General features: G+C 68.0%; 12 protein-coding genes. 6 read left to right on the top strand and 6 right to left on the bottom strand.

Going from position 1 to position 10,991, the window contains the following annotated elements; genetic code table 11:
- Window positions 1-28: 28 nt before the first annotated feature.
- On the bottom strand, window positions 29-1,573 hold the full coding sequence (gene mqo, locus DTA22_RS09215; RefSeq protein ID WP_112299254.1) for a malate dehydrogenase (quinone): 1,545 nt from the start codon (window positions 1,571-1,573) through the stop codon (window positions 29-31).
- A 121-nt stretch (window positions 1,574-1,694) separates the two neighbouring features.
- Between mqo and DTA22_RS09220 the strand changes: the two genes are divergently transcribed.
- The 3 genes from DTA22_RS09220 to DTA22_RS09230 are packed head-to-tail and all read left to right on the top strand — an operon-like array spanning window position 1,695 to window position 4,413.
- On the top strand, window positions 1,695-2,705 hold the full coding sequence (locus DTA22_RS09220) for an alpha/beta hydrolase (protein WP_112299255.1): 1,011 nt from the start codon (window positions 1,695-1,697) through the stop codon (window positions 2,703-2,705).
- The gene (gene mtr, locus DTA22_RS09225) at window positions 2,702-4,087 is read left to right on the top strand and encodes a mycothione reductase (RefSeq protein WP_112299256.1); all 1,386 of its coding nucleotides are present in this window, start codon (window positions 2,702-2,704) and stop codon (window positions 4,085-4,087) included. Before DTA22_RS09220 ends, mtr begins: the two co-directional genes overlap by 4 nt.
- Window positions 4,084-4,413, top strand: coding sequence for a YnfA family protein (locus DTA22_RS09230; protein WP_112299257.1), 330 nt, complete (start codon window positions 4,084-4,086; stop codon window positions 4,411-4,413). The genes mtr and DTA22_RS09230 overlap by 4 nt, the downstream gene beginning before the upstream one ends.
- Before the next feature lie 30 nt (window positions 4,414-4,443).
- Here DTA22_RS09230 and DTA22_RS09235 read toward each other — a convergent pair whose 3' ends face one another.
- Entirely contained in the window at window positions 4,444-5,010 is a 567-nt protein-coding gene (locus DTA22_RS09235; protein ID WP_112299258.1) for an alpha/beta fold hydrolase, read from the bottom strand.
- Between the two features lie 103 nt (window positions 5,011-5,113).
- Between DTA22_RS09235 and DTA22_RS09240 the strand changes: the two genes are divergently transcribed.
- The 3 genes from DTA22_RS09240 to DTA22_RS09250 are packed head-to-tail and all read left to right on the top strand — an operon-like array spanning window position 5,114 to window position 7,073.
- Window positions 5,114-5,476 carry a GntR family transcriptional regulator gene (locus DTA22_RS09240; protein WP_005259287.1) on the top strand — a complete coding sequence of 121 codons (363 nt, stop codon included), beginning with the start codon at window positions 5,114-5,116 and terminating at the stop codon, window positions 5,474-5,476.
- Window positions 5,473-6,378, top strand: coding sequence for an ABC transporter ATP-binding protein (locus tag DTA22_RS09245; RefSeq protein WP_037245625.1), 906 nt, complete (start codon window positions 5,473-5,475; stop codon window positions 6,376-6,378). Before DTA22_RS09240 ends, DTA22_RS09245 begins: the two co-directional genes overlap by 4 nt.
- Entirely contained in the window at window positions 6,375-7,073 is a 699-nt protein-coding gene (locus tag DTA22_RS09250) for an ABC transporter permease (RefSeq protein WP_112299259.1), read from the top strand. Before DTA22_RS09245 ends, DTA22_RS09250 begins: the two co-directional genes overlap by 4 nt.
- Here DTA22_RS09250 and DTA22_RS09255 read toward each other — a convergent pair.
- From DTA22_RS09255 to DTA22_RS09270, 4 genes are all read right to left on the bottom strand, one after another.
- Window positions 7,070-8,608 carry a cobyric acid synthase gene (locus tag DTA22_RS09255; protein ID WP_112299260.1) on the bottom strand — a complete coding sequence of 513 codons (1,539 nt, stop codon included), beginning with the start codon at window positions 8,606-8,608 and terminating at the stop codon, window positions 7,070-7,072. The genes DTA22_RS09250 and DTA22_RS09255 overlap by 4 nt on opposite strands.
- Window positions 8,605-9,462 carry a type I methionyl aminopeptidase gene (map, locus tag DTA22_RS09260; protein ID WP_016880170.1) on the bottom strand — a complete coding sequence of 286 codons (858 nt, stop codon included), beginning with the start codon at window positions 9,460-9,462 and terminating at the stop codon, window positions 8,605-8,607. Before map ends, DTA22_RS09255 begins: the two co-directional genes overlap by 4 nt.
- Before the next feature lie 61 nt (window positions 9,463-9,523).
- Window positions 9,524-10,231 carry a GntR family transcriptional regulator gene (locus tag DTA22_RS09265; protein ID WP_112299261.1) on the bottom strand — a complete coding sequence of 236 codons (708 nt, stop codon included), beginning with the start codon at window positions 10,229-10,231 and terminating at the stop codon, window positions 9,524-9,526.
- Entirely contained in the window at window positions 10,228-10,785 is a 558-nt protein-coding gene (locus tag DTA22_RS09270) for an HD domain-containing protein (protein ID WP_112299262.1), read from the bottom strand. The genes DTA22_RS09265 and DTA22_RS09270 overlap by 4 nt, the downstream gene beginning before the upstream one ends.
- Between the last annotated feature and the right edge of the window lie 206 nt (window positions 10,786-10,991).

A 10,991-nucleotide genomic window follows, 5' to 3' on the forward strand; every position in this document is an offset into this window, starting at 1 on the left:
CGCCCGTGGACCCGGGCCGGGCGGTCCGTCAGACCGCGACCGACGCGTCCTCCACCTTGCTGGTGTCGAGCTGGAGCACCTTCGACGTCCAGTCCCACACCTGAGAGAACAGCGCGGTGTCGTCGGAGAGCTTCACGCCCAGCGACGGCACCATTTCCTGGAGCTTCGGCTTCCACGACTCGTACTGGGTCGGGAAGCAGCGCTGCAGCACGTCGAGCATGGCGGGCACCGCGGTCGATGCACCCGGCGACGCGCCGAGCAGGCCCGCGATGCTGCCGTCGGCAGCGTTGACGACGGCGGTGCCGAACTCGAGAACACCACCCTTGCCCTTGGCTCGACGGATGACCTGCACGCGCTGGCCCGCGGTGATCAGCTCCCAGTCCTTGCCGAGCGCCTTCGGCACGAACTCCCGGAGGGTCTCGATCCGGCCGGCCTCGGACATCGCGAGCTCACTGATCAGATACTTGACGAGACCGAGTTCACTGACCCCGACCCCGAGCATCGAGAGCAGGTTGTTCGGCTTGACCGAAGTGGGCAGATCGGTGACGCGGCCCTGCTTGAGGAACTTGGGCGACCAGCCGGCGTAGGGCCCGAACAGCAGTCCGGGCTTGTTGCCGATCACGCGGGTATCGAGGTGCGGAACGGACATGGGCGGCGCGCCGACGGCGGCCTTGCCGTAGACCTTGGCGCGGTGCTGGTCGATGAGCTCCGGGTTGGTGCAGCGCAGGAACGCGCCGCTGACGGGGAACCCGCCGAAGCCTTTGGCCTCCTCGATGCCGGACTTCTGCAGCAGGTGCAGCGCACCGCCACCGGCGCCGACGAACACGAACTTGGCGCGCACGACCTTCTTCACACCGTTGCGTCGGTTGGTGACCTTGACCACCCAGCTGCCGTCGGACTGCTTGGTGAGGCCGGTGACCTCGTGCCCGAAGTGGACGACGCCGCCGGACGCCCCGACGTAACCGAGAAGCTGCTTGGTCAGGGCGCCGAAGTCGACGTCGGTGCCGTCCTGGGTCCAGTTGAGGGCGACGGGATCGCTGAAGTCGCGGCCCTTCGCCATCAACGGCAGGCGACGGGTGAACTCGTCGGGGGCGTCGATGTACTCCATGCCCGCGAACAGGGGGTGACCGGCGAGGGCGTCGTAGCGGGCCCGGAGGTACTTCGCGTTGGCCTCGCCGTGCACGAAGCTCACGTGCGGGATGGGGTTGATGAACTCCTTGGGCTGCGTCAGCACACCGCTTTCGACGCCGTGCGCCCAGAACTGCCGCGACACCTGGAACTGCTCGTTCACGTTGACGGCCTTCGTGATGTCCACGGTGCCGTCGGCGTTCTGCGGGGTGTAATTGAGCTCACACAGCGCAGAGTGGCCGGTGCCCGCGTTGTTCCACGGGTCGCTGCTCTCGGCGGCTACTGCGTCGAGCCGCTCGAATGTGGTGATCGACCAATCGGGCTGCACCTGACGCAGGATCGCTCCCAGCGTCGCGCTCATGATGCCCGCGCCAACCAGCACTACATCCGTTTTCGTCTCTACCGCATTCTGATCTGACACTGGAGTATCGACTTCCTTGTCCATAGCCGTACGCGCATACGCCTGCCGTGTTCGCCGGATAGGTTACCCGCGCGTATGAGCGAGAATCACCTGCCCCAATTGTGCGCCTCCCCGCGCCCCCGAATCGCACATTAGATTGTGATCTGTGACTACATGGGCTCCCGACGTTCTCGGCGACGGTTATCAGCAGCTGACCATTCCTCTCGGCACCGACCCCGACGGCGAGGGCGAGGTGAAAGCCACGCTGATCCGCTACCAGCCCGCGCAGGAGACGAAGAAGACCGGCCGCGCCGTGCTCTACGTCCACGGATTCACCGACTACTTCTTCCAGAAGCACCTGGCCGAGCACTTCGCCGAACAAGGTTACGCGTTCTTCGCACTCGATCTGCGCAAGTGCGGGCGCTCGCTCGAACCAGGCCAGACGCCGCACTTCGTCTCCGATCTGACGCTGTACGACGCCGAACTGAACGAGGCGTTGCGCCAGGTCCGGGAACAGACCGGTGACGGGGAGGTCCTGCTCGTCGCGCATTCGACGGGCGGTCTGGTTCTGCCGCTGTGGCTGCACCGCCTGCAGCGCAAGCCGGGCGGCACCGCCGCACTCGGCATCAGCGGGGTCATCCTCAACAGCCCGTGGTTCGACCTGCAGGGCCCGTCGTACCTGCGGAACGTGGGGACGGTGGCCGTCGACGCGGTCGGGCGCGTCAGGCGCAAGTCGATCGTCCCGAAGACCGGGCTCGACACATACGGTGTGAGCCTGCACGTCGAGGGCAACGGCATCTGGAACTACAACCTCGACTGGAAGCCACTGAGCGGTTTCCCGGTCACGTTCGGGTGGCTGCGCGCGGTGCGCCGCGGGCACGCCCAGCTGCACCGCGGTCTCGACATCGGGGTTCCCGCGCTGATCCTCCGGTCCAAGGCGTCGTACTTCGCGCCGCGGTACGACCCCCGGGTCGACACGGCCGACGCCGTCCTCGACGTCCGGCAGATCGCCCGCTGGGCGGGGTGCCTCGGCGATCGCACCACGATCGTCCCGATCGCGGGCGCCCGGCACGACGTGTTCCTGTCCGCCGACCAGCCCCGGGCGGAGGCGTTCGCCGAGGTGGACCTCTGGCTCGACTGGCTGCACGGCCACAACGCCGCGGAGGCCAACCGATGACACATTTCGATCTGGCGATCATCGGTTCGGGGTCCGGCAACTCGCTGCCCGACGATCGGTTCGCGGACAAGACGGTCGCGATCCTGGAGGAGGGCACGTTCGGCGGGACGTGCCTGAACGTGGGTTGCATCCCGACGAAGATGTTCGTCTACGCCGCGGAGGTGGCCCGCACGGTCGGCAATTCCGCGAAGTACGGCGTCGACGCGCAGCTCGAGGGGGTGCGCTGGCCGGACATCGTCAAACGGGTCTTCGGCCGAATCGACCCGATCTCGTCCGGCGGTGAGCGTTACCGCGCAGAGGACAGTCCGAACACCACGCTGTTTCGCGGGCACGCGACGTTCGTGGGACCACGGACCCTCGACACGGGAACCGGGGAGGTCGTCACCGCCGACCAGGTGGTGATCGCTGCCGGATCCCGGCCGATCGTTCCCGGCGTGGTCCGGGAATCCGGCGTGCGGTACTACACGAACGACGACATCATGCGGTTGCCGGAGCTGCCCGAGCGCATGGTGATCATCGGCGCGGGATTCATCGCCGCCGAGTTCGCGCACGTGTTCTCCGCGCTGGGCACCCGGGTGTCTGTGATCGCGCGCAGCTCCCACCTGCTGCGGCACCTCGACGAGGACGTCTCCCGCAGGTTCACGGATCTCGCCCAGAAGAAATGGGACGTGCACCGCGGCAGTGCCGTCGCCGCCGTGCGCCGGGACGGTTCCGGTGTCGCGGTCGAACTGGAGGACGGCACCGTCGTCTCGGGTGACGTTCTCCTGGTGGCGACCGGGCGGCAGTCGAACGGGGACGCCATCGGGGCCGCCGCCGGTGGCATCGACCTCGACGACGAGGGACGTGTCGTGGTCGACGACTACCAACGAACCAGTGCCGAAGGCGTTTTCGCGCTCGGCGACGTCTCGTCGCCGTACCAGCTCAAGCACGTCGCCAACCACGAGGCGCGAGTCGTTCAGCACAATCTCCTGCAGGATGCGTGGAAGGACACGTCGGGGCTGCGTGCCTCGGACCACCGATTCGTTCCGGCGGCCGTGTTCACCGACCCGCAGATCGCGCATGTGGGGCTGACCGAGGCCGAGGCCCGGGAGGCGGGCTGGGACATCACGGTGAAGGTGCAGGCGTACGGGGACGTCGCCTACGGGTGGGCAATGGAGGACGACGAGGGCTTGTGCAAGGTCGTCGCCGAACGCGGCACCGGGCGTCTGCTCGGTGCGCACGTGATCGGCGCCCAGGCGCCCACGGTGATCCAGCCGCTGATCCAGGCGATGAGCTTCGGGCTGACCGCGCAGCAGATGGCGCGGGGGCAGTACTGGATCCACCCGGCGCTGCCCGAGGTCGTCGAGAACGCCCTCCTCGGCCTCGACCTGCCGCCCGAGTGACGGTCGCCAAGTCCGTCGCGCTGTTCGCCGTCGCGGCGCTGTTCGAGATCGGCGGCGCGTGGCTGGTGTGGCAGGGCGTCCGCGAGCACCGGGGCTGGATCTGGATCGGCGCCGGTGTGGCGGCGCTCGGGGCGTACGGGTTCGTCGCGACGATGCAGCCGGACGCGAACTTCGGCCGCATCCTCGCCGCGTACGGCGGGGTGTTCGTCGCGGGCTCGCTGATCTGGGGCGTGGTGGCCGACGGCTTCCGCCCGGACCGCTGGGACGTCTCGGGTGCCCTGATCTGCCTGCTGGGCATGGCCGTCATCATGTACGCCCCACGCTGAGCACGGTCGCGCCCGGCGTGGGGCCGGGATCTACCAGGGGCTGGTGCGGAGAACGATCTCGGTGGCCAGCTCCGCCGCCGCGGCCGCCGGGACGTTGGTGACACCGTCGAGTTGTACGACGCGGAAATCGGAGTAGACGAAGCGTCCGCTCGCGTCCGCCTCGGCACGCCGGTCGGGGCTGCCGACCATCACGGTCGTGGGGAGTTCGACGGGCGGGCAGTCGGATCCGCGCACCGCACCGGCGGCGTCGGGTGCGGCCGGATGCCCCCGGTCGGCCACCACGAGGCTGGCGAAGCGTCCGAACTGGCGGGCCGCCAGCGACCACGCCAGTTCGGCTCCTTCCCGGCTCCCGACGAGGTTGACCCACCCGACCTTCAGTTCGTCGAGCAGCGCCATGATCGTCGATTCGTCGAGACCGGTGATGTCCTCGGGAACGATCGTGCGCAGATCGGAATTGTGCAGGCGCTCGCAGACGCCGTCGTAGACATCCGGTCCGTCGTCGGCCCCCGGTAGCAGGAGAACGGTGTGTTTGCTCTCCGGTCCGTCGATGCGGACCGTGCAGTTTCCATTTCCCACCGCCACGTGCGTCAGTTCCATGGGCTAAAAACTACGCGATCGGGGACGTCTTGCGCTCGGACCTCCCTAGTTCTATGGTTCATTACATGAGTAATGAACCGATCAACCGACGAGGCGGGCGTCGATGATCGACAACGGCAGACCGCTGTTCCAGCAGATCGCAGAGCTCATCGAGAACTCGATCATCGACGGAACCCTTCCCGAAGAAGGCCAGGTGCCGTCGACCAACGAGCTCGCCGCCTTTCACCGGATCAACCCGGCGACCGCAGCAAAGGGACTGAATCAGCTCGTCGCCGACGGGATCCTCTACAAGAAGAGGGGAATCGGGATGTTCGTCACCTCCGGCGCCCGGAACGCGCTGCGCTTCCGGCGACGCGAGCGGTTCGCGCGCCAGTTCATCGATCCGCTCGTCACCGAGGCGGACAAACTCGGCGTCAGCATCGCCGAACTCAAGACCATGCTCGACCAACGGGAGGGAGCACGATGATCGGCACAGCGTTCGACACGAAGACGGTCGCCTCGGCGCGGGGCCTCGGTAAGCGATTCGGCGACTTCGTCGCCCTCGACGGAATCGATTTCTCCCTTCAGGAGAACAAGATCTACGGTCTCCTCGGCCGTAACGGCGCCGGCAAGACCACGCTCATGCAGATCCTCACCGGCCAGGAGTTCCAGACTTCGGGTGCGGTCGAGATCTTCGGTCAGGCTCCGCACGAGAATTCCCGGGTGCTCACCGACGTCTGCTTCGTCAAGGAGAGCCAGAAGTACCCGGACGACTTCAGGGTCGCGCACGTCCTCGCGACTGCACGGCACCTGCTCCCCCACTGGAACGAGGAACTCGCACAGACACTGCTGGAGGATTTCGATCTTCCGTTGTGCCGCAAGGTCAAGAAGCTGTCGCGGGGCATGACCTCCGCGCTCGGTGTGACGGTCGGTCTGGCCTCCCGCGCACCACTCACCCTGTTCGACGAGCCGTATCTCGGCCTCGACGCGGTGGCACGGCACCTCTTCTACGACCGGCTTCTCGCCGACTACGCCGAACACCCGCGCACGGTCGTGCTCTCCACACACCTCATCGACGAGGTCAGCGACCTCATCGAACACGTGATCCTGATCGACAAGGGACGGATCGTCCTCGACGAGGACACCGACGCGCTTCGCGAAGGCGCTGTCGTCGTCTCCGGCTTGGCGTCGCTCGTCGCAGACTTCACCTCGAACAAGACTGTCCTGCACCGTGAATCGCTGGGAAATCACGAACGGGCGACCGTCCAGACCACCCTGTCGGACTCCGAACGGGACCGGGCGGTCGACGACGGTCTGCATTTCGAGCCGCTCAGCCTTCAACAACTCGTGGTCCGCAGTACCACGGCCACCAAGGAGGACGCACGATGACGAACCGGGTCCTGACCGTCTCCCGCATCCACACCGTCGCCTGGCCTCTGCTCGTCGCGTGGCCACTGGGCGTGCTGGTCGCGTCGTTCACGATCGGTGCGGCCATCTTCGCGATGGTCGGTGACACCGGCAGCGACACCAACTTCACCGGCGGTGTCTTCTCCCTGTTCGGGTTCGCCCTCGCGTTCTACCTGCAGGCCATGACACAGACGTTCCCGTTCGCACTGGGGATGAGCGTCACCCGGCGCGACTATTTCGCGGCCACCCTGATCGTCGCCGCCGTCCAGGTCTTCGTGTTCGGGGTGATGCTCTACGGACTGTCGCTGATCGAGGAGGCCACCAGCGGCTGGGGTGTCGGGATGCGGATGTTCGCGATACCCAACTACTTCACGTCCGACCCGGCGATCCAGCTGGCCGCCTACTTCGCCTTCCTGTCACTGACCGCGGCGGCGGGAATGTTCCTGGGTGCACTGCATCACCGGTGGCGGGTGGTGGGGCTCTTCACGCTCGGCGTCGGCACACTCCTCGCCGCAGGCGCCGCCGCATTCGTGATCACGTGGCAGAAGTGGTGGCCGGACATCGGCCACTGGTTCGCGGACGTGCCCCGGTCGGTGCCGATGGTGTGGCTGCCGGCACTGGCCGCGGCGGCAGGGATCGTCGCGGCGTGGACGCTCGTCCGCCGCGCGACGGCCTAGCGCACCAGGTTCGACGCGATGGCCGGGAGGCCTTGCGGGGCACCTGCGCCGAGGAGGTCCTCGAGGGCACGGAGATCGAGATTCTGCTCCACCAGGTCCGCCAGCAGATCGAGTTGACCGATCCGGATCGCGGCGACATCCGTGTCCGGTGCGGTGACGAAACCGGTTCTGCCCGCATGTTCGGCCACGTCGTCCAGCAGGAGCCGGCGGAAGCGGTCGGTCTCCAGCAGTCCGTGCCAGTGCGTGCCGTAGACGGCGCCGCGGATACTTCCTTCCGCGGCGCCGCTGCTCGCGTGGAGGAGCGGCTGGTCGCCGTTGCGCCGCACCCGGCCGTGATGGATCTCGTATCCGGACACCGGAACTCCGTGGGCGTCGCCGCGCACCTGCGCGAGCACCTTGTCCGGGGCGAACTCCACCTCGAGGTCGAGCAGTCCGAGACCGGACACAGCACCCCGGCCGGATTCGACGTCGTCGACGATCACGGACCCGAGCATCTGGTAGCCGCCACACACGCCGAGCACCGGGCCACCGCGTTTCGCGTGTGCGGCGACCGCATCCGCGATGCCGTTGCGGCGCAACCATTCCAGATCCGACACGGTCGACTTGCTGCCGGGCAGGACGATCAGGTCGGCATCCTCGAGCCGAGACGGATCGGTGACCCAGCGCACCGACACGCCGGGTTCGCACGCGAGCGCTTCGACGTCCGTCGAATTGGAGATGCGGGGCAGGCGGATAGCCGCCACCCGCAGCCAGTCGTCGCCGATCGGTGGCGCCGGACGCCCGACCGGGGCGTCCCCCACCACACCGAGCGAATCCTCGGCGTCGAGCCACAGGTCCTCGGCGAAGGGAATCACCCCGAGCGTGGGGCGTCCCGTCATGGCCGTCAACTGCTCGAGGCCCGGCGCCAGCAACGACACGTCGCCGCGGAACTTGTTGATCACGAATCCCGCGATCAACGCCTGGTCCTCCGGTGCGAGGACCGCCACGGTGCCGAACAGGTGGGCGAGCACTCCACCGCGGTCGATGTCGCCGACGACGACCACCGGCAGGTCGGCGGCCCGGGCGAGCCCCATATTCGCGAGGTCCGTGGCCCGCAGGTTGATCTCGGCGGGTGAGCCCGCTCCCTCACAGATCACCACGTCGTACTCGGCGCGCAGCGACGCCAGTTCCTCCGCCACCACCGCGCGCAGGTGCTGCCGGTGCTCGATGTAGTCGCGGGCTCCGACGGACGTGACCGCGCGGCCGCGCACCACCAGTTGCGACGTGCGGTCGCTGCCCGGTTTCAGCAGCACGGGGTTGAAGCGGACACTCGGCTCGAGTCCGCAGGCCGCGGCCTGCAGGGCCTGCGCCCGGCCGATCTCGCCGCCGTCCAGCGTGACGACGGAATTGTTCGACATGTTCTGCGCCTTGAACGGCGCCACCCGGACACCTCGCCGCGCCAGCATCCGGCACAGTCCCGCGACGAGGACACTCTTGCCCGCGTCGGACGTGGTGCCGGCGACGAGCAGGGCGCCCTTCCACCGGCTCTCGCTCAAGGCAGGGTGAGGATCTCGTTGCCGGTCTCGGTGACCACGATGGTGTGCTCGAACTGAGCCGTCCACTTGCGATCCTTGGTGACGACGGTCCAGTCGTCGTCCCAGATCTCCCAGCCGATGTCGCCGAGGTTGATCATCGGCTCGATCGTGAACACCATGCCGGGTTCGATGACCGTGTCCACGGAGGGCTCGTCGTAGTGGAGGATGACGAGGCCGTTGTGGAAGGTGGTGCCGATGCCGTGCCCGGTGAAGTCGCGGACCACGCCGTAGCCGAAGCGGTGCGCGTACGACTCGATGACGCGGCCGATGACGTTGAGCGCGCGGCCCGGCTTGACGGCCTTGATGGCGCGCATCGTCGCCTCGTGGGTCCGCTCGACCAGCAACCGGTTCTCCTCGGCGACATCCCCGGCGAGGAACGTGGCGTTGGTGTCTCCGTGCACGCCGCCGATGTAGGCGGTGACGTCGATGTTGACGATGTCGCCGTCCTGGATCACCGTCGAGTCGGGGATGCCGTGGCAGATCACCTCGTTCAGCGAGGTGCAGCACGACTTGGGGAAACCCTTGTAGCCGAGCGTCGACGGATAGGCGCCGTGATCGATCATGTACTCGTGCGCGATGCGGTCGAGCTCGTCGGTGGTGACACCCGGCGCCACCGCCTTACCCGCCTCCTGCAGGGCCTGCGCGGCGATCTTGCTCGCCACCCGCATGGCCTCGATGGTCTCCGGGGTCTGCACCCATGGCTCGTTGCCTTCCTTCGCCGTGGGCTTCCACGCGTACTCGGGACGCTCGATCCCCGCCGGTACGGCGAGGACGGGAGACACGGTTCCGGGGCTCAGTGCTGTGCGGACAGACATGGGTACCAGGTTAGACCCGTGTATGGCCCGGGCGCGTCCGGACCCGTCGTGCGCGTCGATGTCACTCCCGCAGTGTGGTGAGGAAGGCGATCCGGTCGCCGCGGTAGAGGGAACGCACCCGTTCGATGGGGACGCCGTCGGTGTCGAGCGAGACACGGTGGAGTCGCAGCATCGGCATCGCGGTGGTCGAGTCGAGGAGCGCGGCCTCCCGCGGGGAGGCCAGCACGGTCTCGATCCGCTCGGTCGCCGACGCGAACACCACGCCGGTCGCGCGGATCGCCGCGTACAGCGAGGTGCCCGGGTCGAATCGGCGCGCCATCTCCCCGAACCGCTCGGCGGGCAGATGGGTGCTCTCGAGCCCGATCTTCTCGTCGTCCGCGAGGAGGACGCGTTCGAGGTGGATCACCGGCGCTCCGAACGCGAGCCCGAGCGCCTCGGCGAGATCCGCGTCGGCGCCGAGTTCCTCGAACGTCACCAGTTCGCGCCCGGGCACCCGGCCCTGGCTGACCGCACCCTCGGTGTAGGACCGCAACGACAGCGGTTGCACGAGCTTGGGGCTGGCGACGACGGTGCCGCGGCCGCGACGCTCGACGCGACCCTCGACCAACAGTTCGTGGATGGCCTGCCGCACCGTCTCGCGGGACACCGCGAACCGCAGGGCCAGCTCCCGCTCCGCCGGCACCGCGTCGCCCACCTCGAGTTCGGCGAGGATCGACTCGAGTTCGGTGCGGACCCGGTAGTACTTGGGGACGTTCGGCGTTTCCGTCATGGCGTGGGTGTCACCGCGAGCCGCACCCTGCGCGCGACGGCGATCACGTCGTCGACGCTCGGCGCCTGCGCCCCGGGGACTTTCGCGGCGTCGTCCCAGCGCCGGAGCCGGACGGCGTCGGGCCAAGAGGGATGCCCGGTGAACTCGGCGTCGACGACGGCGCCGCCCTGCTTGTCCAGCGTCGCCACCGATTGGCCGGACAGCGTTGCCGCGTAACCGGATTCGGTGGCCACCAGATAGCGCTTGGCGGCGACGTGCGCCCCGGCGAGCCACCCGACGCGTTCCCCGAATCGCGGCGTGAGCCAGTCGCGCGCCTCGCGGTCGTGCGCGCAGTCGCCGGGAAACCCCAGCGCGGGACTGCGGGCGATGTCGTGCAGTGCGGCGGCGAGAATCAACTCGTCGTCGGCGCCGTCGTCCATCGCCCGCCCCGCGGACTGGAGGGCGTGGTCGAGTTCGTCGATCGGCTCACCGTCGTAGACGCCGCGCAGCGACCGCAGCGCCGCCGCAACTTCGATCAGCACGGACTCTCCGGACGCGTCACTGTCGTCGTTCATGCGGCCGAGCGTACCCGAAAAATGGTCTATACCAATTGTTCACCTGCCGTTCTCCTAGCGGTGGCCCAATGGTCTAGACCAAACGGCAGGCTCCCTTTCACAGTCCTCCTCATCGTTAGGAAACACGCCATGCGTCTTCGTCCCCGGATCGCCGCGGCCACCCTGGCCGCGGCCGTCCTCACCCTCGGAACCGCCTGCGGGAACCG

The organism is Rhodococcus wratislaviensis (assembly GCF_900455735.1).
Lineage (GTDB): Bacteria > Actinomycetota > Actinomycetes > Mycobacteriales > Mycobacteriaceae > Rhodococcus_F > Rhodococcus_F wratislaviensis.

Bases quoted from the DNA above. Each gene is read 5' to 3' on its own strand.
- mqo (WP_112299254.1), bottom strand. From the start codon at position 1,573: ATGGACAAGGAAGTCGATACTCCAGTGTCAGATCAGAATGCGGTAGAG.
- DTA22_RS09265 (WP_112299261.1), bottom strand. From the start codon at position 10,231: ATGACGGAAACGCCGAACGTCCCCAAGTACTACCGGGTCCGCACCGAA.
- DTA22_RS09245 (WP_037245625.1), top strand. From the start codon at position 5,473: ATGATCGGCACAGCGTTCGACACGAAGACGGTCGCCTCGGCGCGGGGC.
- DTA22_RS09270 (WP_112299262.1), bottom strand. From the start codon at position 10,785: ATGAACGACGACAGTGACGCGTCCGGAGAGTCCGTGCTGATCGAAGTT.
- DTA22_RS09240 (WP_005259287.1), top strand. From the start codon at position 5,114: ATGATCGACAACGGCAGACCGCTGTTCCAGCAGATCGCAGAGCTCATC.
- DTA22_RS09235 (WP_112299258.1), bottom strand. From the start codon at position 5,010: ATGGAACTGACGCACGTGGCGGTGGGAAATGGAAACTGCACGGTCCGC.
- DTA22_RS09250 (WP_112299259.1), top strand. From the start codon at position 6,375: ATGACGAACCGGGTCCTGACCGTCTCCCGCATCCACACCGTCGCCTGG.
- map (WP_016880170.1), bottom strand. From the start codon at position 9,462: ATGTCTGTCCGCACAGCACTGAGCCCCGGAACCGTGTCTCCCGTCCTC.
- mtr (WP_112299256.1), top strand. From the start codon at position 2,702: ATGACACATTTCGATCTGGCGATCATCGGTTCGGGGTCCGGCAACTCG.